The 21,441-nt window shown below is 69.5% G+C and carries 23 protein-coding genes; 17 read left to right on the top strand and 6 right to left on the bottom strand.

Annotated features, from left to right (window positions below; translation table 11 throughout):
• Positions 1-20: 20 nt before the first annotated feature.
• Entirely contained in the window at positions 21-701 is a 681-nt protein-coding gene (locus F3S47_RS17980) for a rhomboid family intramembrane serine protease (protein ID WP_150446701.1), read from the bottom strand.
• A gap of 81 nt (positions 702-782) precedes the next feature.
• Between F3S47_RS17980 and trpS the strand changes: the two genes are divergently transcribed.
• Entirely contained in the window at positions 783-1,802 is a 1,020-nt protein-coding gene (gene trpS / locus F3S47_RS17985) for a tryptophan--tRNA ligase (protein ID WP_150446702.1), read from the top strand.
• 103 nt (positions 1,803-1,905) lie between these two features.
• On the opposite strand, the gene F3S47_RS17990 is transcribed toward trpS, so the two are convergent.
• Positions 1,906-2,556 carry a hypothetical protein gene (locus tag F3S47_RS17990; protein ID WP_150446703.1) on the bottom strand — a complete coding sequence of 217 codons (651 nt, stop codon included), beginning with the start codon at positions 2,554-2,556 and terminating at the stop codon, positions 1,906-1,908.
• A 74-nt stretch (positions 2,557-2,630) separates the two neighbouring features.
• Here F3S47_RS17990 and F3S47_RS17995 point away from each other — a divergent pair, with 74 nt between their 5' ends.
• From F3S47_RS17995 to F3S47_RS18070, 16 genes are all read left to right on the top strand, one after another.
• Positions 2,631-3,113 carry a VOC family protein gene (locus F3S47_RS17995; RefSeq protein ID WP_150446704.1) on the top strand — a complete coding sequence of 161 codons (483 nt, stop codon included), beginning with the start codon at positions 2,631-2,633 and terminating at the stop codon, positions 3,111-3,113.
• Between the two features lie 215 nt (positions 3,114-3,328).
• Positions 3,329-4,192, top strand: coding sequence for a branched-chain amino acid aminotransferase (locus F3S47_RS18000; RefSeq protein WP_150446705.1), 864 nt, complete (start codon positions 3,329-3,331; stop codon positions 4,190-4,192).
• Between the two features lie 133 nt (positions 4,193-4,325).
• Complete coding sequence (locus tag F3S47_RS18005; protein WP_150446706.1) at positions 4,326-4,781, top strand: universal stress protein; 456 nt, start codon at positions 4,326-4,328, stop codon at positions 4,779-4,781.
• A gap of 340 nt (positions 4,782-5,121) precedes the next feature.
• The gene (locus F3S47_RS18010; RefSeq protein WP_150446707.1) at positions 5,122-5,442 is read left to right on the top strand and encodes a hypothetical protein; all 321 of its coding nucleotides are present in this window, start codon (positions 5,122-5,124) and stop codon (positions 5,440-5,442) included.
• Positions 5,443-5,812: 370 nt separating this feature from the next.
• Positions 5,813-6,145, top strand: coding sequence for a hypothetical protein (locus tag F3S47_RS18015; RefSeq protein ID WP_150446708.1), 333 nt, complete (start codon positions 5,813-5,815; stop codon positions 6,143-6,145).
• Positions 6,146-6,267: 122 nt separating this feature from the next.
• Positions 6,268-6,828, top strand: coding sequence for a NifU family protein (locus F3S47_RS18020; protein WP_150446709.1), 561 nt, complete (start codon positions 6,268-6,270; stop codon positions 6,826-6,828).
• Complete coding sequence (gene tsaB, locus F3S47_RS18025) at positions 6,818-7,510, top strand: tRNA (adenosine(37)-N6)-threonylcarbamoyltransferase complex dimerization subunit type 1 TsaB (RefSeq protein ID WP_150446710.1); 693 nt, start codon at positions 6,818-6,820, stop codon at positions 7,508-7,510. Before F3S47_RS18020 ends, tsaB begins: the two co-directional genes overlap by 11 nt.
• A gap of 1 nt (position 7,511) precedes the next feature.
• Complete coding sequence (locus tag F3S47_RS18030) at positions 7,512-7,946, top strand: GNAT family N-acetyltransferase (protein WP_223877879.1); 435 nt, start codon at positions 7,512-7,514, stop codon at positions 7,944-7,946.
• A gap of 150 nt (positions 7,947-8,096) precedes the next feature.
• Entirely contained in the window at positions 8,097-9,107 is a 1,011-nt protein-coding gene (locus F3S47_RS18035) for a BMP family lipoprotein (RefSeq protein ID WP_150446711.1), read from the top strand.
• Positions 9,108-9,334: 227 nt separating this feature from the next.
• A complete protein-coding gene (locus tag F3S47_RS18040; RefSeq protein ID WP_150446712.1) occupies positions 9,335-10,933 on the top strand; it encodes an ABC transporter ATP-binding protein in 1,599 nt (532 codons plus the stop codon).
• A 160-nt stretch (positions 10,934-11,093) separates the two neighbouring features.
• Positions 11,094-12,248 (top strand): ABC transporter permease, encoded by a 1,155-nt coding sequence (locus tag F3S47_RS18045; protein WP_150446713.1) that lies wholly within the window; start codon positions 11,094-11,096, stop codon positions 12,246-12,248.
• Positions 12,245-12,871: a LysE family translocator gene (locus F3S47_RS18050; RefSeq protein ID WP_150446714.1), complete on the top strand. Its 627-nt coding sequence runs from the start codon at positions 12,245-12,247 to the stop codon at positions 12,869-12,871. The genes F3S47_RS18045 and F3S47_RS18050 overlap by 4 nt, the downstream gene beginning before the upstream one ends.
• 4 nt (positions 12,872-12,875) lie before the next feature.
• Complete coding sequence (locus tag F3S47_RS18055) at positions 12,876-13,841, top strand: ABC transporter permease (RefSeq protein ID WP_150446715.1); 966 nt, start codon at positions 12,876-12,878, stop codon at positions 13,839-13,841.
• Positions 13,825-14,658 carry a purine-nucleoside phosphorylase gene (locus tag F3S47_RS18060; RefSeq protein ID WP_150446716.1) on the top strand — a complete coding sequence of 278 codons (834 nt, stop codon included), beginning with the start codon at positions 13,825-13,827 and terminating at the stop codon, positions 14,656-14,658. Before F3S47_RS18055 ends, F3S47_RS18060 begins: the two co-directional genes overlap by 17 nt.
• 235 nt (positions 14,659-14,893) lie before the next feature.
• A complete protein-coding gene (locus F3S47_RS18065) occupies positions 14,894-15,811 on the top strand; it encodes a sulfite exporter TauE/SafE family protein (RefSeq protein WP_150446717.1) in 918 nt (305 codons plus the stop codon).
• A complete protein-coding gene (locus tag F3S47_RS18070) occupies positions 15,808-16,560 on the top strand; it encodes a TIGR02186 family protein (RefSeq protein WP_150446718.1) in 753 nt (250 codons plus the stop codon). Before F3S47_RS18065 ends, F3S47_RS18070 begins: the two co-directional genes overlap by 4 nt.
• 103 nt (positions 16,561-16,663) lie before the next feature.
• Here the strand turns inward: F3S47_RS18070 and F3S47_RS18075 are convergent, their stop codons facing one another.
• The 4 genes from F3S47_RS18075 to ccrA form a co-directional block, all read right to left on the bottom strand.
• A complete protein-coding gene (locus tag F3S47_RS18075; protein ID WP_150446719.1) occupies positions 16,664-17,389 on the bottom strand; it encodes an SDR family oxidoreductase in 726 nt (241 codons plus the stop codon).
• Positions 17,386-18,915, bottom strand: a complete 1,530-nt coding sequence (locus tag F3S47_RS18080) for an ATP-dependent DNA helicase (protein WP_150446720.1) — start codon at positions 18,913-18,915, stop codon at positions 17,386-17,388. Before F3S47_RS18080 ends, F3S47_RS18075 begins: the two co-directional genes overlap by 4 nt.
• A 91-nt stretch (positions 18,916-19,006) precedes the next feature.
• Positions 19,007-19,792 (bottom strand): helix-turn-helix transcriptional regulator, encoded by a 786-nt coding sequence (locus F3S47_RS18085; RefSeq protein WP_150446721.1) that lies wholly within the window; start codon positions 19,790-19,792, stop codon positions 19,007-19,009.
• 289 nt (positions 19,793-20,081) lie between these two features.
• A complete protein-coding gene (ccrA, locus tag F3S47_RS18090) occupies positions 20,082-21,362 on the bottom strand; it encodes a crotonyl-CoA carboxylase/reductase (RefSeq protein WP_150446722.1) in 1,281 nt (426 codons plus the stop codon).
• Between the last annotated feature and the right edge of the window lie 79 nt (positions 21,363-21,441).

A 21,441-nucleotide genomic window follows, 5' to 3' on the forward strand; every position in this document is an offset into this window, starting at 1 on the left:
ACCGCACGACCAAATCGCCCCTACCGCTCCCGGAGCTTCGCGAGCAACGCCGTCCAGCCGCCGGGCACGAGGACCGGCGTGATGGCGAAGCCCAGCACGAAGCCCGCGATCTCGGCCACCCAGATGGGCGATGGCCCGAAGAACACCGAGAAGATCAGCTGCAGCGCCACCAGCACCCCGATCAGCCGGAAAGCCGCGAGTTGCCGCGCCCCCTGCCGACCCAGATGCACCCAGAGCAGGTAGGTATAGGCCCCGATCAGCCCGTAGGCCCCCGGAAAGCCGCCGATCAGCGCCGCGTTCTCCTGCACCGCGAGCCCGAAGACCAGCGCTCCGCCCACGGTGCACGCGAGCCAGAGCGCCGCGAGCTGCACCTCGCCCAGCACCTCGCCGCAGAACTTGCCCAGCGCCAGCGTGATGACCACGGCGAAGGCGGTATTGGTGACCGAGCCATGAACGAAGGCATAGGTGACGAAGCGCTTGAGCAGATCGGGGCTCCAGGCCCCGCCCGGCGCGCCCAGAAGCTCCAGCACCCGCGGCGCGAAGGCATAGTCCTGCACCGCCCAGGAGCGCCAGCCGATGCCGGTGCGCCCGCCGAGGATCCCCGCCGAGGCGAGCGAAAAGACCGCCTCCGCCAGCAGCATCGCGCCCGCGATCGCGAGGATCACGCCGGGCATGCGATTGAGGGGAAACTCGTCGCTCATGAGGCGAGGGGGGCTCTTCTTGACGCTCTGACCCCCCGTGGGTAAGCGAGGCCGTCCCGGAACGCCAGTCTTGGAAATCCCATGTCAGACAGCCAGTTCTCCACCCGCGTCTTCTCCGGCATCAAGCCGTCGGGGGGCCTCACGCTCGGCAACTACCTGGGCGCGATCAAGCGGTTCGTCGACTGGCAGGAGCGCGGGACCGACTGCATCTTCTGCGTCGTCGACCTGCATGCGATCACCGTCTGGCAGGAGCCCTCCGAGCTGCCCGGCATGACCCGCGAAGTCGCCGCGGGCTACCTCGCCGCGGGCATCGACCCCGAGAAGTCGATCCTGTTCAACCAGAGCCAGGTGCACGAGCACGCCGAGCTCGCCTGGATCTTCAACTGCGTGGCGCGCGTGGGCTGGATGAACCGGATGACCCAGTTCAAGGAGAAGGCCGGCAAGAACTCCGAGAAGGAGAGCCTAGGCCTCTACGCCTACCCCTCGCTGATGGCCGCCGACATCCTGCTCTACCACGCGACCCACGTCCCGGTGGGCGAGGACCAGAAGCAGCACGTCGAGCTCACCCGCGACATCGCGGCGAAGTTCAACCACGACTACGGCACGGAGTTCTTCCCGCTGACCGAGCCGGTGATCGACGGCCCCGCGACCCGGGTCATGAACCTGCGCGACGGCTCCAAGAAGATGTCGAAGTCGGGCCAGTCGGACATGGAACGGATCAACATGACCGACGATGCCGACACGATCGCCAAGAAGTTCAAGAAGGCCCGGACCGACCCCGAGCCGCTGCCCGAGACCATGGAGGGCCTCAAGGAGCGCCCCGAAGCCAGGAACCTCGTGGACATCTACGCCTCGCTCTCCGACCGGAGCTCGGCCGAGGTCCTGCGCGATTACGCCGGCGCCGGCTGGGGCCAGTTCAAGCCCGCCCTCGCCGAGCTCGCCGTCGAGAAGCTCGCGCCGGTGGCCGAGGAGATGCGCCGCCTGATGGACGACCCCGCCGAGATCGACCGCACCCTCGCCCGCGGCGCCGAGCGCGCCCGCGCCATCGCGGCCCCGATCCTGGCCAAGACCTACGAGACGGTCGGCCTCATCCGGGGCTGATCCTCCCTCTTCTGGGTCCAAATATTCCTCGGGGGGTGGCCGCGCCCGCGCGGCCCGGGGGGCAGACAGCCCCCCGTCCCCGGCTCGACGCGGGGACCGGCCCTCAGGCCATCAGGAAGACCACCAGCGGCAGCGGCGCCACCGCCAGGAGCACCGTGGGGACAAAGGCCCAGGCCGGGTAGAGCCGGCTCATCCCGGCCAGCATGGCGAGCCCGCCACCGCCCCCCACCAGGGCCGAGCCGGGAAAGTTCAGTGCCAGGACGAGCGCGAGGTAGCGGTGGCGCAGCAGCACCGGCACCCAACGCCCCGGCGCGTTCTCGACGAAGAGTTCGAGCCGTGACTCGCTGTCGAGCTCGGCTCCCTGCGAGACAAGCCCCGCCGCGCGCCGCAGCCCGAGCGCGAGGAAGATCCGCGCCAGGACCGGCGCGGGCACCAGCCGGCCCGCCGCGTAGGCAAGGCAGAGCGCCCCCACCATGCCGAGGTAGACCAGCGGCGCCGCCTGCGCGCCGAAGGCGAGCATCAGCCCCATGCCGATCTCGGCCCCCGGCACGAATGGCACGGCGGAGACCATGACGTAGACCACCGCCGCCGTCACCAGCATAGCGCCGCCCATGGCATACTCGGCCGCCAGCCAGCCGGGGAGCGTGCGCGCCAGCCAGAGCCCCGCTCCCAGCGCCGCCGCGTAGAGGGGCACCAGGATCCATAGCCTGCGTCGTCCGGTCGGCGTCATGGCCACCTCTTCGCGTTCACGCACCAAGTCCCGCTCGTTTTCGCCAGTTTCGCGCGCGACCGCACCTGTCTATCTCGGAAAGGCAAACGGAGACAGCCATGACCTACGTCGCACCCCCGGCCGCGCGCATCGGCCACGTTCACCTGAAGGTCGCCGACCTCGAGCGGTCCATCGCCTTCTATTCCGGCGTGCTGGGGTTCGAGCTGACCCAGCGCTACGGCCCCGGCGCCGCCTTCCTCTCGGCCGGCGGCTACCACCACCACATCGGCCTGAACACCTGGGAGAGCGCGGGCGGCACGCCGCCGCCGCGCGGTCACACCGGGCTCTTCCACACGGCCTTCCTCTACCCGGACCGGGCCTCCCTCGGCGCGGCGGTCCGGCGGGTGGTGGAGGCCGGCATCCCGCTCGACGGCGCCGCGGACCACGGGGTGAGCGAGGCGGTCTACCTGCGCGACCCCGACGAGAACGGGGTGGAGCTCTATGCCGACAGGCCGGAGTCCGAATGGCCGCGGGAGCCCGACGGCACATTGAAGATGGTCAACGCGCCTCTCGACGTGCCTGCGCTGATGCGGCTCGGCTGAGCCGGTACGAACGACTGTCACGAGGACGACACGGAGGCCCTGTAGAGACGGGCTGTCGCGGGCCGTCCCGACCCGCGCGACATCCCGGCCTGTCCCGGCCGACCCCACGGTGCCCGGGCCGCCCTGCCCGGGCGCCACACCGCCCGGCGGCTCTGGACCTCCCTCGCCCCCTCGCCTAGCCTGCGCGCTCTCAGGAAGACAGGAGCACGGGACGCATGGCGGCGGGGACGAATATCCGGACGTATTTCGAGGGCAGCTGGCACGACGGCAACGCGATGATCATGCGCGCGGCCGACCACGGCAGTTGGCTCGGCTCCTCGGTCTTCGACGGCGCCCGCTATGCCAATGGCCTCGCTCCGGACCTCGAGGCGCATTGCGCGCGGGTGAACCGCTCGGCCGAGGCGCTGATGCTGACCCCCCACCTTCCGGTCGAGGACATGGTGGAGATCGTCCGAGAGGGGCTCGCCCTCTACCCCGAGGACGCGGCCGTCTACATCCGGCCGATGTACTGGGGCATCGAGAACGGCATGGCGGCCATCGTCCCCGGCGAGGGCACGCCGGGCTTCGCCATCTGCCTGGAAGAGATCCCGATGGCCCCCGCCGACGCCGGCGTGAAGGTGACGACCACCCGCTTCCGCCGCCCGGTGCTGGAGAACGCGGTGGTCAACGCCAAGGCAGGCTGCCTCTATCCCAATAACGCCCGGATGCTGGCCGAGGCCCGGTCGCGGGGCTGCCAGAACGCCCTGGTGGCCGACGCCATGGGCAACCTCGCCGAGAGCGCGACGGCAAACGTCTTCCTGGTGAAGGACGGCGCGGTCTTCACGCCGATCCCGAACGGCACCTTCCTCGCCGGGATTACCCGGGGCCGCCATATCCTGAACCTGCGCGCGGCGGGCTACGAGGTGCACGAGACCGTGCTGACCTTCGACGACGCCCGCGCGGCGGACGAGGTCTTCCTGACCGGCAACATGAACAAGGTGACGCCCGTCACCGCCTTTGACGACGTCTCCTACCAGGTCGGCCCGGTGACGCGGCACGCGCGCGAGCTCTACTGGGACTGGGCCGCGAGCGCAGGCTGATGCTTCGCGAGGGGCCGGTCCGCTACGGGTTCTTCGCGCTCTGACTGCTGCTCGAACCCGGCTCCAAGGGCCTTGCAGCCGCAGATTGCCAGCCGTGCGCGCACGCGGCATGCTGCGGTCAAGGGAGACCCAGATGCGCAAGTTCCTCGTCGTCCTCGACGACAGTCGCGAATGCCTGAACGCCATGCGGTTCGCCGCCATGCGCGCCGCCAAGACGGGCGGTGGCGTCACGGTGCTGTCGATCATTCCCCCCGAGGAATTCAACCACTGGATGGGCGTGGGCGAGATCATGCGGGCCGAGTCCCGCGAGCGCATCGAGGTGCACTTCGAGGTCTTTGCGAAATGGATGCGCGACAAGCAGAAGGTCGACCCGGAGCTTGTGATCCGCGAGGGCGAGGCGGTGCCGCAGATCCTCGAACACATCCGCGACGACCCGGAGATCGGCGTGCTGGTGCTGGGCGCGGCGTCGGACAAGAAGGGCCCGGGCCCGCTGGTCACCCAGCTGACCCGGACGGCCGGGACGCTGCCCGTTCCGATCACCATCGTCCCCGGCGACATCTCGAAGGAACGGCTCGAGGCGATTACCTGAGCCCGTCCGGCGGTTCCGACGCCCCGGATCGGGCCCGATGCAAATCTGAACAGGTCGGTTCACATTTTTGCGTCAGGACGTAACGTCGCCTGTGTCCTGGGACATGGCGTATCCCGCGGGCCACAGTTCTGCGCGGACGGCTTCCCGCCACTGTGCGGCACAGCGCAGAACCGGGGACCCGGTCGGCGTCGAGCGAAATCAAGGGCGCCAAACCCCCGTTTCGCCTGCGATTTTTCGTGATCGAGCCAGACCTTTTCCGGGGGCTCCGGCGACCTTTTCTCTAGCCCACCGCAACGGCGGCCTGACCTCCCTCGGGTCGCACAGAGAAAGGAAAAGACACATGAAACGCACCATCGCCCTCGCCCTTGCCGCAACCGTCGCCACCGCCGGTGCCGCCACGGCCGACAGCTACTTCACCATCATCGACCGTCAGGACAGCGCGATCCTCGACCTCGGCACGGTCGTCTCCGACCTCGACGGCGTCGTCGAGATCCGCGACAGCAAGGATGCCGTCCTCGGCCAGACCACCGTCCGCGCCGGCGCCAACGACCGCGTCCGCGTCGACGTGAAGACCACGCCGAACACCGATCTGACCGCCGTGCTCGTCGCCGACGGCAACGTGCTCGCCGAAGGCCTCGTGCGGGTCGACCGGGACAACTGAGACCCGCGTCTCGCGGGCGGTGCCGCACAGGCGTCGCCCGCCAACGGGGTCCGGGCCGGACGGAGCCCGACATACCCTGACTGAACGGTTTAGTTCACGATTATGTGACGCCACGCTGCCCTGCGATCCGCCGGGTCATCTTGTTTCTCCATTCGCCGCATTCCGAGCCTGACAGCCGGCCCCGCTGTTCACCGGCGCGCAGAACCCGGGGCCCGTCGACCCCGTCCGCCTTTCAAGACCGGCGGGCCCGCCCGCGCCGCACTCTTTCGTGATGGATCAGGCTTATTTACCCTACGTCACTCGCTTCCTTTCTAGGTCCTACCGCAACCCGGCCCGGCATCCGCCGCGCTCCTCCTGAAAGGAATGTCATATGGCACGACTCCTCTCCCTTGCTCTCGCGGCCGCGGTCTCCACCGCGGGCGTGGCCTCGGCGGACAGCTACTTCACCATCATCGACCGCCAGGACGGCCGGACGATCCTCGACCTGGGGACGGTCGTGTCCGACGTCGACGGCGTGGTCGAAGTGCGCGATGCCCGCGACACGATCCTCGGCACGACCAATGTCCGCGCGGGCGCGAACACGAACGTGCGCGTCGACGTGCACAACCGCCCCGTGGGCGGTCTCGTGGCCTATCTCCTCGACGGCGATCAGGTTCTCGCCCAGAGCCGCGTGACGGTCGATCTGGACGACCGGAAGAACTGACGGACGGCTCCGGGCGGCGCGTCTCGCACCGCCGCCCGGAGCTTCTTAGAACGATTCCAAGAGACCTTGACCGTTCGGCCCCGAACCCGCATATGCTGGGTAACCAGACACGGGAGCCGCCGATGTTCATCCAGACCGAATCCACGCCGAACCCGGCGACGCTGAAGTTCCTGCCCGGCCAGGCCGTTCTGGACGCGGGCACCGCCGATTTCGCCAGCCCCGACGCGGCCGGCAACTCGCCCCTCGCGCGCCGCATCTTCGCGGTGGACGGGGTGACCGGCGTCTTCTTCGGCACCGACTTCGTCACCGTCACGAAGGCCGACGGCGTCGAGTGGGACCACGTCAAACCCGCCATCCTCGGCGCGATCATGGAGCACTACCAGTCCGGCGCGCCGGTCATGGAGGGCGCGGGCGGCGCCGTCGAGCACGCCCAGCACGACGGCGAAGACGCCGAGATCGTGGGCCAGATCAAGGAGCTGCTGGACACCCGCGTGCGTCCGGCGGTGGCGCAGGACGGTGGCGACATCACCTTCCACGGCTTCGACCGGGGCGTGGTCTACCTGCACATGCAGGGCGCCTGCGCGGGCTGCCCCTCCTCGACCCTGACGCTCAAAATGGGGATCGAGAACCTGCTGCGGCACTACATCCCCGAGGTGACGGAAGTCCGGCCGGTTGCCGCCTGAGACGATCCTTCTCGGCTTCGACACATCGGCGGCGCATTGCGCCGCCGCTTTGCGTTGCGCCGACGGATCCGTCGTCACCCGCATCGAGGAGATGGCCCGCGGCCAGGGCGAGCGGCTCTTCCCGTTTCTCGAGGCGCTGCTCGCCGACGCCGGTCTCGGCTTTCGGGACGTGACGGCGATCGGCGTCGGCATCGGACCCGGCAATTTCACCGGCACCCGCATCGCCGTCAGCGCCGCCCGGGGGCTCTCGCTGGGGCTGGGCGTCCCGGCGGTGGGCGTCTCCACTTTCGAGATGATGCGGGGCACGGCCCCGGGCGGCTCCGTCGAGATCGTCAGCCTCGCGGCCCCGCGCGACCAAGTCTACCTGCAACGGTTCGAGAACGGACGGCCCACCGCCCCGCCCGCGCATTCGGCGCTCGACGGCCCGGCGCTCGCCGCGCTCGGACTGCCCGGCGGCGCGCGCATCGTCGGCCACCGGGCCGAGGAGATCGCCGCGCTCCTGCCCGGCGCGCCCGTGGCGGACCCGCGAGAGATCGAGGACCTGCCCCGAACGCTCCTGGGCATCGCCGCCGCGAAGGTCGCCTCCGGCGAGACCGGCCCCCGCCCCGCGCCGCTCTACGTGCGCCCGGCGGACGCCGCGCCGCCCTCCGACCCGCCGCCGGTCATCCTCGCGGAGGACTGAGGTGGAGCCCGAGGAAATGGCGCGCCTCCACGCCCGCGCCTTCGAGACGGAGCGACCCTGGAGCGCCGACGAGTTCTGCCGGCTGCAGTCGAGCCCGTCGAGCCTGGTGCTCGGCGACTCCCGCGCCATGATCGTCGCCCGGGTCATCGTGGACGAGGCGGAGATCCTGACACTCGCCACCGACCCGGACCACCGGCGGCAGGGCCTCGCCCGCGCCCTCCTGGAGGACTTCCACCGGGCGGCTCAGGAGCGAGGCGCCGAGACCGCGTTCCTGGAGGTCGCCGCCGACAACGCCCCGGCCCGCGCGCTTTACCTGGCGGCGGGTTACACCGAGAGCGGGCGGCGTCGCGGCTACTATCCGCGCGAGGGCGGCCCGGCCGTGGATGCGCTGCTGCTTTCGCGGGCCCTTGACGCACCGGCACCCGGTCAATCCTGAGGCAACCGCCCGTGAGGACGGCACGTCGCGGCCAGAATCCTATTGACCCTCCCTGCCCCGCATTGCCTTATTCCCGGCATGGCCGGTGCGGGGACGCATCGGAAGCGGGGCGCCAGACCTCGCGACGGGACAACCACCTGGGAGTGATCCATGACCTTCATGACGAAATTTCTCGGCGCCTCCGCGGCGCTCGCCCTCTCCGCGGGCATCGCCTCGGCGCAGGACGCTGCGGACCCGGCGCTGATCTTCGATCTCGGCGGCAAGTTCGACAAGTCGTTCAACGAGAGCGCCTACACCGGCGCCCAGCGCTGGGCCGACGAGACCGGCGGCGAGTACAACGAGGTCGAGCTGCAGTCCGACGCGCAGCGTGAGCAGGCGCTCCGCCGCTTCGCCGAGAACGGCAACAACCCCATCGTGATGGCCGGCTTCTCCTTCGCGACGCCGCTCTCCGAGGTGGCGCCCGACTATCCCGACACCACCTTCGTCATCATCGACGGCGTGGTCGACCAGCCCAACGTCAAGTCGGTCATCTTCTCCGAGCACGAGGGCTCCTACCTCGTCGGCATGATCGCCGCGATGGCCTCCGAGACCGATACCGTGGGCTTCGTCGGCGGCATGGACATCCCGCTGATCCGCAAGTTCGGCTGCGGCTACGCCCAGGGCGTGAAGGCCGTGAACCCCGAGGCCGAGGTCATCGCCAACATGACCGGCACGACCCCCGCCGCCTGGAACGACCCGGCGCGCGGCGGTGAGCTGGCGCTGTCGCAGATCGGCCAGGGCGCCGACGTGATCTACGCCGCCGCCGGCGGCACCGGCGTGGGCGTTCTGCAGCGCGCCGCGGACGAGGGCGTCTACTCCATCGGCGTGGACAGCAACCAGAACTACCTGCACCCGGGCCAGGTGCTGACCTCCATGGTCAAGCGCGTGGACAACGTGGTCTACGAGGCCTTCTCGACGGAGCCCTCCGAGATCGAGACCGGGCTGACCGTCATGGGCGTGGGCACCGACAACGTCGGCTACGCCGTTGACGAGAACAACGAAGAGCTCATCACCGAGGAGATGGCCGCTGCCGTCGAGGAAGCCAAGGCGGCGATCGCCTCCGGCGAGCTCGAGGTGCACGACTACACCTCCGACGAGAGCTGCCCCGCGATCACCTTCTGATCGCGGCGGCCCAGTGCCGCAGGGAGGGCCGCGCCGGTGACGGGCGCGGCCCTTTCGCATCGGGGCGGACCCTGTCCGGGCGCCCCTGCTTGACGATCCAGGCAGCGGGCCCGACTGTGGCCCGGCCTTCGCGTCCGTCCTGAGGGGCGGGTCGGGCGCGGTCTGACCCGGCCCCGCGGGGGCACGGCCAGAGGTATGCGCGCGCCCCGAAGCTTGAGAGAGGCGCCATGAGCGAGACCCCGGCCATCGAACTCAAGGGCATTTCCAAGGCCTTCGGCCCTGTGCAGGCCAACAAGGACATCTCGATTCGCGTGATGCCCGGCACGATCCACGGGATCATCGGCGAGAACGGCGCGGGCAAGTCGACGCTCATGTCGATCCTCTACGGCTTCTACAAGGCCGACGCCGGCGAGATCTTCATCTCCGGCAAGAAGACCGAGATCCCCGACAGCCAGGCCGCGATCACCGCCGGCATCGGCATGGTCTTCCAGCACTTCAAGCTGGTGCAGAATTTCACGGTGCTCGAGAACGTGGTGCTGGGGGCCGAGGACTCGGGCCTGCTCAAGCCCTCGCTCTCCCGCGCCCGGGGCGAGCTGAAGAAGCTGGCCGAGGAATACGAGCTCAACGTCGATCCCGACGCGGTGATCGACGACATCGGCGTCGGCATGCAGCAGCGCGTGGAGATCCTGAAGGCGCTCTACCGCGGCGCCGACATCCTGATCCTGGACGAGCCCACCGGCGTGCTGACGCCGGCCGAGGCCGACCACCTCTTCCGCATCCTCGAGGGGCTCAAGCGCGAGGGGAAGACGATCATCCTGATCACCCACAAGCTGCGCGAGATCATGGAGGTGACCGACACGGTCTCCGTCATGCGGCGCGGCGAGATGACGGCCACGGTCAAGACCGAGGACACCAACCCCTCGGAGCTCGCCGAGCTCATGGTCGGCCGCAAGGTGCTGCTGCGGGTGGAGAAAACACCGGCCCAACCGAAACAGGCCATCGTCGAGGTGCGCAATCTCAACGTCACCGACGAGAAGGGCGTGCACCGCGTCAAGGACGTGAGCTTCGACGTCCGCGCGGGCGAGATCCTCGGCATCGCCGGCGTGGCGGGCAACGGTCAGTCCGAGTTGCTGGAGGTTCTCGGCGGCTACGAGGTCGCCACCGGCTCCGTGAAGATCAACGGCCAGGAGATCGACCTGACGGGCGCGAAGTCCGACGGCCGCTCGCGCCGCGCGCGGGGCATCAGCCACGTCCCGGAGGACCGCCAGCGCGAAGGTCTCATCATGGACTTCCACGCCTGGGAGAATATCGCCTTCGGCTATCACCACGATCCCGCCTACCAGAGCGGGATCCTCATGAACAACGCCACCATCCGGCAGGTCTGCCAGGACAAGATGGAGCGCTTCGACGTCCGTCCGCCCGACCCGAACCTGCTCGCCAAGAGCTTTTCGGGCGGCAACCAGCAGAAGATCGTCCTGGCCCGCGAGATCGAGCGCGACCCGGACCTGCTGCTGGTCGGTCAGCCGACGCGGGGCGTGGACATCGGCGCGATCGAGTTCATCCACCAGGAGATCGTGCGGCTGCGCGACAAGGGCAAGGCGATCCTTCTGGTCTCGGTGGAGCTCGACGAGATCATGGGGCTCGCCGACCGGATCGCGGTGATGTTCGACGGCCGGATCATGGGCGAACGGCTGCCCTCCGAGACCTCCGAGCAGGAGCTCGGCCTGCTGATGGCCGGCATCACCGACACCGACCGCACCCACGACCATTCCGAGGTCGAGGCGCAGCTTGCCGAACGCCACGGCGCCGCGGGCAAGGAGGCATGAGCATGACCTCCGCGTCCGACGCGCAAGGCGGTTCGAACCGCCTTCCACGCGGCTTGAAAGCCGCGTCACGCCGTTTCGAAACGGCGTCACGCGTTTCTGAAAACGCGTGGCAAGTGGCTTCGAAGCCGCTTCTTCGCCCCTCTGACGAAAGGACCGCCTGATGGACCGCATGCCCGCCTGGGCGGACGCCATCCTCGTCCCGCTCATCTCGCTCCTGCTGGCCGCGCTGCTTTCGGCAGTCGTGATCCTCGCCATCGGCGAGAACCCGGTCGAGGCGCTCAACCTCATGGTCGCCGGCGCGCTCGGCTCGACCTACGGCTGGGGCTACACGCTCTACTACGCCACCAACTTCATCTTCACCGGTCTCTGCGTGGCAATCGCCTTCCACGCGCGGCTCTTCAACATCGGCGGCGAGGGGCAGGCCCTGCTGGGCGGCCTCGGCGTGGCGGTGATCCTGCTCTATGTGCCCTGGCCGCACTGGACCATCGCGCTGATCGCCGCGACCCTCTCCGCCGGCGCCTTCGGCGCCGCCTGGGCGGCGATCCCGGCCTACCTGCAGGCCAAGCGGGGCAGCCACATCGTCATCACGACGATCATGTTCAACTTCATCGCCTCCGCCCTGCTGAACTGGGCCCTGGTCGGCCCGATGAAGGCGCCGGGCCAGGAACCCGCGACGCCCTCCTTCGCGGCGAGCACGCACCTGCCGACCCTGAGCGACGTCTTCGGGCTCGTCGGCATCCAGTGGTCGAGCGCGGCCCCGGCCAACGTCAGCTTCTTCGTGGCCATCGCCGCCTGCGTGGCGCTCTGGCTGCTGATCTGGCGGACCAAGCTCGGCTACGAGATCCGCGCCTTCGGCCAGTCCGAGCCGGCGGCGCGCTACGCGGGCATCTCGCCGGTCAAGATCATCATGGTCACCATGCTGATCTCCGGGGCGCTGGCGGGCTGCATGGCGATCAACAACGTCCAGGGGGAGGCGGAACGGCTGGTGCTGAACGCCGCCGAGGGCGCGGGCTTCATCGGCATCGCCGTGGCGCTCATGGGCCGCAGCCACCCGCTCGGCGTCTTCCTCGCGGCGATCCTCTTCGGCTTCCTCTACCAGGGCGGTGCGGAGCTGGCGCTCTGGATGAACATCCAGCGCGAGCTGGTGGTGGTGATCCAGGCACTGGTGATCCTCTTCACCGGGGCGCTCGACAACATGATCCGGATGCCGCTGGAGAGCCTCTTCCTCGCCAACCGCCGGCGGCGCGAGCGCCGGGGCGGCGGCGGTGGCCCCAAGCCGGACCGGAAGTCCACCACCGCGGAGGGCGCGCGATGATCGCCGATCTCCCGAACCTCCTGCTGGCCCGGGGCATCCAGGCGACCGGCGTGCTCTCGCCCGGACCGGCGGTCGCGCTGATCCTCGGGCTCGCCACCACCGAGGGGCGCGGGCCCGCCCTGCGCACCTGCCTCGGGATCGCCACCGGGTCGCTTCTGCTGGCGGTTCTGACCGTCGTCGGGCTCGCCGCCCTGCTGGCCGAGCTGCGCCACGTCATGATCGCCGTAAAGATCCTGGGCGCGGCCTACCTCGCCTGGCTGGCCTTGGGCGCCTTCCGCAAGGCGGCCTCTTCCGAAGAGCCCCCCGTCCCCGCCGCCACAGCGATGAGCGCCGGGCGGCGTTACGCGGCCGGCTTCGTCTTCCAGGCCTGCAATCCCAAGGCCATCGTCTTCTGGCTGGCCATCGCCACCGTCGGCGGGCTTCAGACGGTCTCCGCCGCCTCGCTGGCGCTCTTTCTCTGCGGGGTCTTCGTGATCTCCTTCACCGGCCACGGCGGCTGGGCGGTGCTGCTCTCCAGCGCGCCGGTCCGCCGTCTCTACGCCCGCGCCCGGCGCGGGATCGAGGCGGGGCTGGGCCTCGTCTTCGCCGCCGCCTCCCTCCGTATCCTGACGTCGAGGATCTGAAGCCATGGATCTCAACACCGTTCTTCTCGTCCTCGATTCCACGGTCCGGCTGGCGACGCCGCTGCTGCTGGCCTGTCTCGCCGGTCTCTTCTCCGAGCGGGCGGGCATCCTCGACATCGGTCTCGAGGGAAAGATGCTGGCCGCGGCCTTCTTCTCGGCCGCCGTTTCCGCCGTGACCGGGCAGGTCCTTCTGGGCCTCGGCGCGGGGATCGCGATCTCGGTCGCGCTCTCGGCTGTTCACGGGCTGGCCTCGATCACCTTCCGGGGCAACCAGCTGATCTCGGGCGTGGCGATCAACTTCCTCGCCCAGGGCTTGACGGTCGTCATCGCGCAGGACTGGTTCGCCCAGGGCGGACGGACGCCGCAGCTCGAGGGCAGCGGCCGCTGGGACAGCCTGACGCTACCGCTGGCCGAAACGCTGCGCGACGTGCCGGTGCTGGGGCCGATCTACTACGAACTGATCTCCGGGCACTCGATCCTCGTCTACATCGGCTTCCTCTTCGTGCCGCTGACCTGGTGGATCCTGTTCCGCACCCGCTTCGGCCTGCGCCTGCGCGCGGTGGGCGAGAACCCGGCGGCGGTCGATACCGCTGGCGTCAGCGTGATCGGCATGCGCTTCGCGGCGGTGGCCATCGCTGGCCTGCTCTGCGGCATCGCGGGCAGCTACCTCGCGACCGCGCTGCAGGCGGGCTTCACCAAGGACATGACGGCGGGCCGGGGCTACATCGCGCTGGCCGCGCTGATCTTCGCCAAGTGGCGGCCCTGGTACGCGCTGATGTCCTGCCTGCTCTTCGGCTTCCTGCAGGCGGTGGGCATCCGCTTCCAGAACATCGATCTCGGGGTCTTCGAGGTGCCGGTGCAGTTCATGGACGCGCTGCCCTACATCCTGACGGTCATCATTCTGGCGGGCTTCGTCGGCAAGGCGATCCCGCCGCGGGCAGGAGGACAACCCTATGTCAAGGAGCGCTGATCTCGCCACCGTCCTGCGCTCGCGCGCAGGGGACGAGCCGCCGCGCGCCGCGCTGATCCTGGGCTCGGGCCTGGGCCACCTGGCGGGCGCCGTGGAGGGGGTCGAGGTCCCCTACTCCGACCTCCCGGGATTCCCGCACGCGGGGGTCTCGGGGCACGATCCCAAGGTCGTCATCGGCGACCTGGAAGGCGTGCGCGTCGCCGTCCTCGGCGGGCGGTCGCACTACTACGAGCACGGCCACGCCGACGCGATGCGCCTGCCGCTCGAAGTCATGGCGCAGCTCGGCGCGGAGTGCCTGATCGCCACCAACGCCGCGGGCTCGCTGGTGCCGGAGATGCCCACGGGCTCGATCATGGCGCTCTCGGACCACATCAACTTCTCCGGGCTCAACCCGTTGATCGGCGAGCCGACCGACGCGCGCTTCGTGCCGATGACGGCGGCCTACGACGCCGACCTGCGCCGCCACCTGCACGAGGCCGCGGAGGCGACGGGCACCGAGCTGCGCGAGGGAGTCTACGCCTGGTACTCCGGCCCGTCCTTCGAGACGCCGGCGGAGATCAAGGCGATCCGGATGCTGGGGGCCGATGCCGTGGGCATGTCCACCGTGCCAGAGATCATCCTTGGGCGGTTCCTCGGGCTGCGTTGTGCAGGGGTCTCGACCATCACCAACATGGCCGCGGGCATGTCGGACGAGCAGATCAGCCACAGCCACACCAAGGAGATGGCGCCCCTCGGGGCCGCGAAGCTCGAGACGGTGCTGCGCAAGGCGCTTCCGGCGATCGCGGGGGGAGTCCCTCGTGAGCACGGGCCGGGCTGAAGCCCGGCCTACGCCCGCGCCAATGCCCCGTAGGCCGGGCTTCAGCCCGGCGCCCCGACGCAGCCGTTGCATCCGCCGCAGGCCCTCCGGCCGTTGCCCCCGGTTTCCCTTTGCCGCCAATGACTTGACCACGCGTCCAAATCTGGCCGCCCGGACCGCCCGCCGGATCGCATAAAGCGCATCGCGCGCCGCCTCGCCGTTGCGCGTGAAGGCCGGGCGGGGCAGTTTGGGAGCCATGACGATCTACCTCCCCATCGCCGAGGTTTCGGTCAACGCCTTCCTGCTCCTCGGCATCGGCGGGGTCGTCGGGCTGCTGTCGGGCCTCTTCGGCGTGGGGGGCGGCTTCCTCATCACGCCGCTGCTCTTCTTCGTAGGCATCCCGCCCGCGGTGGCCGTGGCGACCTCGGCCAACCAAATCGTCGCCTCTTCGGTCTCCGCGGTTCTCGCGCATTTCCGACGGCGGAACGTCGACCTGAGGATGGGCACCGTGCTCATGGCGGGCGGCCTCGCGGGGTCGACCGTGGGGGTCTGGGGCTTCGCCATCCTGCGCGAAATGGGTCAGGTCGATCTCTTCGTGAGCCTCTGCTACGTCGTCTTCCTCGGCTCGGTCGGCGCGCTGATGTTCGTCGAGAGCCTCAACGCGCTGCGCCGCGCCAGCAAGCCGGGGGCCAAGGTCACGCGACGGCGGCACGGGCTGGCGCACACCCTGCCCTTCAAGATGAAATTCCGGGTTTCGGGGCTCTACATCTCGGTGATCCCTCCGGTGCTGGTGGGCTTCTCGGTCGGCATTCTCTCGGCGGTGATGGGCGTGGGCGGCGGCTTCATCATGGTGCCGGCAATGATCTACCTGCTGCACATGCCGACGAAGGTCGTCGTGGGGACCTCTCTCTTCCAGATCATCTTCGTGACCGCCTACACGACGCTGCTGCACGCCACGACGAACCAGACCGTGGACATGATGCTGGCCGTCATCCTGCTGCTGGGCGGGGTCGTGGGCGCGCAGCTCGGCACCCGGATGGGCGCGCGGATGCGGGCGGAGCAGCTGCGGATCCTGCTGGCGATCCTGGTGCTGGCGGTCTGCGGCAAGCTCGCGGCCGACCTTCTGATCGAACCGGCGGAACTCTACTCGATCGACGAGCAGGGGGTGGGATGATCCGGCTCCTGCTTCTGCTCCTGCTGGCGGGCCCCGCGGCGGCGGAGGAGGTCGTACTCGGGCTCAGCCGGGACGAGGTCTCGATCACCGCGACATTCGACGGCTCGGAGATCCTCTTCTACGGCGCGGTGAAGCGCGAAGAGCCGATCCCGGAGGATGCCGACCTCGAGGTCATCGTCACGGTGGAAGGGCCGAGCGAGCCGCTGACCGTGCGGCGCAAGGACCGGGTGGCGGGGATCTGGATCAACCGCGCCGCCATGCGCATGGACCTCGCGCCCTCGTTCTACGCGGTGGCGACGACGGGGCCCCTCCGCGAGGTCATCAGCCATACCGAGGAGCTGCGCCACAACGTCACCATCCCGCAGTCGATCCGGGCGGTGGGCGAGGTGGAGGGCGTGGACGATCCCGAGGCCTTCCGCCAGGCGCTGATCCGGATCCGCGCCGAGGACGGGCTCTACCAGATGCTCGAGGGCGAGGTGACCCTGGAGGAGGAGACGCTCTTCTACACCCGGGTGGAACTGCCGGCGAACCTGACCGAAGGGCTCTACGGCGTGCGCATCTTCCTGACGCGCGACCGCGAGGTGATCGACGTCTACCGCGGCGAGATCGAGGTGCAGAAGGTCGGGCTGGAGCGGTTCCTGTTCAAGCTCGCGCAGGAGCAGCCCCTGGTCTACGGGCTCCTCTCCATCGTCATCGCCATCGCGGCGGGCTGGGGCGCCTCCGCCGTCTTCCGGGCCCTGCAGAGCTGACCTCGCGGTGCGCTGACGCGCGCCGGCCGGGCCGCGTTCGGGCCACGCAGGCCCCGGGGGCGCTGCCCCCGGACCCCCGAGGGTATTTGGAGCTAGATGAAGATCAGCCCCGTCCCACGAGAGGCATCTTCGTGGCCATGATCGTCTGGAAGAGCGTGTTGGCCGAGAGCGGCAGCTCGGCCATGGCGAGGACGGCTTCGGCGACATGGGAGACGTCCATCGTGGGCGGTGCGGGCTCCCCGGCTTCCCGGGCGCGGGCCTTGAGGTGGGCCACCATCTCGGTCTCGGCATTGCCCACGTCGATCTGGCCCGCGGCGATGTCGAAGGTCCGGCCGTCGAGGGCGAGTTGCTTGGTGAGGCCGGTCACCCCGTGCTTGGTCGCGGTATAGGAGGCGGCGCCGGGTCTGGGCCGGTCGGCGGAGACCGAGCCGTTGTTGACGATGCGCCCGCCCTGCGGGTTCTGCCGGCGCATCAGGCCGAAGGCGGCGCGGGCGCAGAGGAACATGCCGGTGAGGTTGACCGAGACGGAGGCGAGCCAGTCGGCGACCGGGATCTCGTCGGGCGGCGCGGCGGGCGTGAAGATGCCGGCGTTGTTGAAGAGGAAATCGAGCCGCCCGGTCTCGGCGGCGAAACGGTCGAAGGCGGCCTCTACCGCGTCTGGGTCGGTCACGTCGCAGGGGAGGACCAGGGCGGATCGGCCCTCTGCCAGCTCCACCAGCGCATCGCGGCGGCGGGCGAGAAGGCCCACGGTCCAGCCCTCGTCCATCAGCCGCAGCGCCACGGCCCGGCCGATGCCGGAGGAGGCGCCGGTGACGACCGCGGTCTTCATGTCTCTTCGCTTTCGAGTTTCAGGGGCGCGGGGGTGCGGCCGAGATCGTCGGTCCTGAGCTCGCCGGTCGGCTTGGCCAGGCGGTTGCGGACGACCCAGCGCAGCTCGCGCTCAGCGCGGGTGACGGCGACATAGGCGAGGCGTTTCCAGAGCGGCTGGCCCGCCTCGACCCGGCCCATCTGCGCGGCGGCGTAGATGTCGGGGGCGAAGACCTGCACCGTGTCCCACTGCGAGCCCTGGGCCTTGTGGATCGTCACTGCCGCGCCGTGCAGGAAGGTGGCGCCCATGGTCGCGGCGAAAGGGATGAAGGGCTCTTCCTCGCCCTCGTTCTCGATCTTGACGATGGAGGCGGCGGAGACCTGGGGGTCCTCCGCGCCGAAGACATGGAGCCGGGAGAAGCCGGGGCGGCGGCCGGGGCCGAGGTAGACCACCTGGGCGCCCTTGATCAGGCCGCGGGCCTCGAGGTCGAGACGCTTCTTGCGGTGCTTGAGCGGCAGCTCGATGCCGTCGCAGATCAGCGGCTCGCCCTCGAGCAGTTCGTCGTCGGGCGCGTTGTAGGCGGCGCGGAAGGCGTGGATCAGGCGGATCCGGGTCTTGTTGCGCCAGACCAGCGCGGGGGAGCGGGACATGAGGTCCGCCTCCATCCGCTCGGCCCGGACCACGCGCTCGTCGCGCTGCGCGGCCTCGGCGACCAGCCACTCGAAGCGGTGGAAGTCGACCTCGGGGTCGGCGAGGGCATGGGCGAGGTCGAGGATCGGGTTGTCCTCGGCCTGCCGGTGGACGCGGGAAAGCTCGAGCTTGCGGGGGGCGGGAAGCTCGTCGAAGACCATGCCGCCGGTGCTGCTCTGGACCGGCGGGAGCTGGGCGGGATCGCCGAAGAGCAGGAGCGTGGGGAAGATCTCCTTGAGGTCCTCGAACTGGCGCGCGTCGAGCATGGAGCTCTCATCGATGAAGCCCACGTCGAGCGGCTCTTCCCGGCGTTTCCAGCCGGTGATGAAGTCCGAGCCGCGCAGGCCCGCGGCCGCGAGGGCGGCGGGGACCGAGCCGTGGAGCTGGAAGGCCGCCCAGGCGCGGTCGAGCGCCTCGTCGGTCAGCGCCTCGGTGTCGGGGCGGTCGCCCTGCCCCGCCAGCCACTCGGCGACCTTCTCGAACTCGGGGTCGTAGACCGGCGTGTAGATGATCCGGTGGATCGTGGTGGCGGGCACGCCGCGGGAGCGGAGAACGGAGGCCGCCTTGTTGGTGGGGGCGAGGATCGCCAGCGTGCGGCGGTCCTTGCGGCGCTTGCCCTCCCAGTCGCCGGAGACGATGTCGACGCCCATTTCCTTGAGCCGCCGGTAGAGCTCCGCCAGCAGCAGTGTCTTGCCGGAACCCGCCTTGCCGATGACGGCGAGGACGTTCTCCACGCCCTCCTTGGGCGGGGTGAAGCTCTCGTTCTCGATGGAGAGGCCGGACCGCTCCAGCGCTTCGGCGATGGTGTCCCAGGCGGTGGCCTGGTCGTCGGAGAAGGTGAGCGCGGGAAGGGCCATGCGCGCGACCCTATCCCCGCCAGACGGCAGGTTCTAGGAGATCATGGCGGCAGGCAGGGTGTGGCCGAAAGGCGAAACGGACCACGGACCGCTAGGCTCCGGAGGGGCCGACCTCGATCATGTCGAGCGCCGGCCATTGGCCGCTGGCGGCCCGGCGGGCGCCGCCGACCACGATCAGGCCCTCGGCCACCGCGCGCGACACGGCCTGCATCGTGTTGAGCGCGCCGAGCTTGACCCGGGCCCCCTCGATATAGGCGCGCAGGGTATGCTCGGAGATCGAGAGGAGGTTCGCCACCTGCCCCCGGCCATAGCCCATGGCGAGATAGGTCAGGGCATCGGCCTCGCGTGGCGAGAGGGCCCGGGCGGGTTCCGGCTGCCGGCTTTCGGCGAGGGAGAGGGCGACGCTGTTGAAGTAGTGGGCGAAGAGAATGAGGTCGCGCTGGCGCTCGCGGGTGAAGCGGTCCCAGGCCGTGTCGTCGACGGTCGAGGAGAGCGTGAAGACGGCGAACTGGCCGCTCGGGCCGCGGACCGGGACCGAGTAGCCCTGGGTTCCGACGCCGTGCGCGCGGGCATCGTCGAGGAAGGCGCGGACCGGCCGCGGCGACCAGTCGAGCTCGCGCCAGTCAAGCGGGTGGGCGCGCCGGTAGCACGCGAGCACGACGGGATCGATCCGTAGGTAGTCCTTGTGGAGATAGCGCAGGCACCACGCGCGCGAGTAGGTGCCACAGCCATACTGCTCACCGTCCGGGCTGACCCAATGGTAGACGCAGTGATCGACGCCGAAGATGCCTCTCAGCCGCTCGACGATGTCCTGCAGGTCGTCAAGACGGCCGGCCCGCTGCAAGGTATCGAGGGCCAGGTTCAGAGTGTCCGCCATCCACAAACGCCCCGGTGGACGCCCCTTCCTGGGACCTGGCGAGCATTTCGGCGACGGCGACGATCGAGGTCAGTTCGATCTGGCCGGCCAGCCGGTCAAGCCCGTTCGTCTCGGCGAAGGCCTTGAGATCGGCGAGAACGTCCAGGAGCCACGTGTTTTCCATGAAAGACAATCCTCAGTAAACGTTAACAAAGTCTTACCAACAGAGGCAGTGGACTCAGATTAACAGGGATTGCCCGGCGCCGGGCCCCGCCGAAAATGGGGAGGCCGCGCGTCCCGACCGGTTCGGTCAGCGCCGCGCGGCCTCGAGCGCGTCCTCCCAGGTGCGCAGGCCAGTGCGCGGTGTTTGCACCAGGACTGCCATGTTGCCCGGCTTGTGTTCGTTCTTGCGCATCTTCGTGTGGGCCGCCGGTATCTGGTCCCAGCCGAAGACCTCGGACATGCAGGGGTCGAGGCGGCGCTCCACCATGAGCTTGTTGGCCGCCGCGGCCTGCTTGAGGTGGGCGAAATGGCTGCCCTGCACGCGCTTCTGGTTCATCCAGAGATAGCGGGCATCCATCGTCAGGTTGTAGCCGGTGGTCCCCGCGCAAATGACGACCATGCCGCCCCGTTTCACCAGAAAGACCGAGACCGGCATCGTGGACTCGCCGGGGTGCTCGAAGACCATGTCGACGTTGACGCCCTTGCCGGTAATCTCCCAGACCGCCTTGCCGAATTTGCGAGCCTCGGACATCCAGGCCTTGTACTCCGGTGTATTGACGGTTGGCATCTGTCCCCAGCAGTCGAAGTCGCGCCTGTTGATGACGCCCTTTGCGCCGAGCGAGAGCACGAAATCGCGCTTGTCCTCGTCGGAGATGACGCCGATCGCGTTGCCGCCCGCCGTGTTGATGAGCTGGATCGCGTAGGAGCCGAGACCGCCGGACGCTCCCCAGACCAGGACGTTCTGCCCCGGCTTCAGGTCGTGCGGCTCGTGGCCGAAGAGCATCCGGTAGGCCGTCGCCAGGGTGAGCGTGTAGCAGGCGCTCTCTTCCCAGGTCAGGTGCTTCGGCCGGGGCATGAGCTGTTGCGACTGCACGCAGGTGAACTGGGCGAAGGAGCCGTCGGGCGTCTCGTATCCCCAGATGCGCTGCGAGGGGGAGAACATCGGGTCGCCGCCGTTGCAGTGCTCGTCGTCGCCGTCGTCCTGGTTGCAGTGGATGACGACCTCGTCGCCGACCTTCCAGCGGGTGACCTTGTCGCCCACGGCCCAGACGATGCCGGAGGCGTCGGACCCGGCGATGTGATATTCGGCGCCGTGCACGTCGAAGGGCGAGATCGGCAGGCCGAGGCCCGCCCAGACGCCGTTATAGTTGACCCCCGCCGCCATCACCATGACGAGCACCTCGTGGCTGTCGGGGCGCGGGGTCTCGACCACCTCGAGCTGGAAGCTCTGGTCGGGTTCGCCGTGACGCTCGCGCCGGATTGCCCAGGCGTGCATCCGGTCCGGCACATGACCCACGGGCGGCATTTCGCCGACCGCGTAGAGGTCCTTCTTTTCCGCCGCTGCCGCGGTGCCGTCGTCCAGGGCCATCGCTGCCTCCATCGCCGCCGTCCTTGTCCGGGCGCGCCGGATCGCGGCGCGTCTGAGCCCAGACCTAGAATTGGCGAAG

Source organism: Histidinibacterium aquaticum, from assembly GCF_008710275.1.
Taxonomy (GTDB): Bacteria; Pseudomonadota; Alphaproteobacteria; order Rhodobacterales; family Rhodobacteraceae; genus Oceanicola; species Oceanicola aquaticus.

What these genes read in the sequence shown, in the direction of transcription:
- trpS (WP_150446702.1), top strand. Translation starts at nt 783, where the DNA reads ATGTCAGACAGCCAGTTCTCCACCCGCGTCTTCTCCGGCATCAAGCCG.
- F3S47_RS17995 (WP_150446704.1), top strand. Translation starts at nt 2,631, where the DNA reads ATGACCTACGTCGCACCCCCGGCCGCGCGCATCGGCCACGTTCACCTG.
- F3S47_RS18060 (WP_150446716.1), top strand. Translation starts at nt 13,825, where the DNA reads ATGTCAAGGAGCGCTGATCTCGCCACCGTCCTGCGCTCGCGCGCAGGG.
- F3S47_RS18075 (WP_150446719.1), bottom strand. Translation starts at nt 17,389, where the DNA reads ATGAAGACCGCGGTCGTCACCGGCGCCTCCTCCGGCATCGGCCGGGCC.
- F3S47_RS18065 (WP_150446717.1), top strand. Translation starts at nt 14,894, where the DNA reads ATGACGATCTACCTCCCCATCGCCGAGGTTTCGGTCAACGCCTTCCTG.
- ccrA (WP_150446722.1), bottom strand. Translation starts at nt 21,362, where the DNA reads ATGGCCCTGGACGACGGCACCGCGGCAGCGGCGGAAAAGAAGGACCTC.
- F3S47_RS18020 (WP_150446709.1), top strand. Translation starts at nt 6,268, where the DNA reads ATGTTCATCCAGACCGAATCCACGCCGAACCCGGCGACGCTGAAGTTC.
- F3S47_RS18080 (WP_150446720.1), bottom strand. Translation starts at nt 18,915, where the DNA reads ATGGCCCTTCCCGCGCTCACCTTCTCCGACGACCAGGCCACCGCCTGG.
- F3S47_RS18040 (WP_150446712.1), top strand. Translation starts at nt 9,335, where the DNA reads ATGAGCGAGACCCCGGCCATCGAACTCAAGGGCATTTCCAAGGCCTTC.
- F3S47_RS18000 (WP_150446705.1), top strand. Translation starts at nt 3,329, where the DNA reads ATGGCGGCGGGGACGAATATCCGGACGTATTTCGAGGGCAGCTGGCAC.
- F3S47_RS18035 (WP_150446711.1), top strand. Translation starts at nt 8,097, where the DNA reads ATGACCTTCATGACGAAATTTCTCGGCGCCTCCGCGGCGCTCGCCCTC.
- F3S47_RS18085 (WP_150446721.1), bottom strand. Translation starts at nt 19,792, where the DNA reads ATGGCGGACACTCTGAACCTGGCCCTCGATACCTTGCAGCGGGCCGGC.
- F3S47_RS18055 (WP_150446715.1), top strand. Translation starts at nt 12,876, where the DNA reads ATGGATCTCAACACCGTTCTTCTCGTCCTCGATTCCACGGTCCGGCTG.
- F3S47_RS18005 (WP_150446706.1), top strand. Translation starts at nt 4,326, where the DNA reads ATGCGCAAGTTCCTCGTCGTCCTCGACGACAGTCGCGAATGCCTGAAC.
- F3S47_RS18050 (WP_150446714.1), top strand. Translation starts at nt 12,245, where the DNA reads ATGATCGCCGATCTCCCGAACCTCCTGCTGGCCCGGGGCATCCAGGCG.
- F3S47_RS17980 (WP_150446701.1), bottom strand. Translation starts at nt 701, where the DNA reads ATGAGCGACGAGTTTCCCCTCAATCGCATGCCCGGCGTGATCCTCGCG.
- F3S47_RS18010 (WP_150446707.1), top strand. Translation starts at nt 5,122, where the DNA reads ATGAAACGCACCATCGCCCTCGCCCTTGCCGCAACCGTCGCCACCGCC.
- F3S47_RS18045 (WP_150446713.1), top strand. Translation starts at nt 11,094, where the DNA reads ATGGACCGCATGCCCGCCTGGGCGGACGCCATCCTCGTCCCGCTCATC.
- F3S47_RS18015 (WP_150446708.1), top strand. Translation starts at nt 5,813, where the DNA reads ATGGCACGACTCCTCTCCCTTGCTCTCGCGGCCGCGGTCTCCACCGCG.
- F3S47_RS18070 (WP_150446718.1), top strand. Translation starts at nt 15,808, where the DNA reads ATGATCCGGCTCCTGCTTCTGCTCCTGCTGGCGGGCCCCGCGGCGGCG.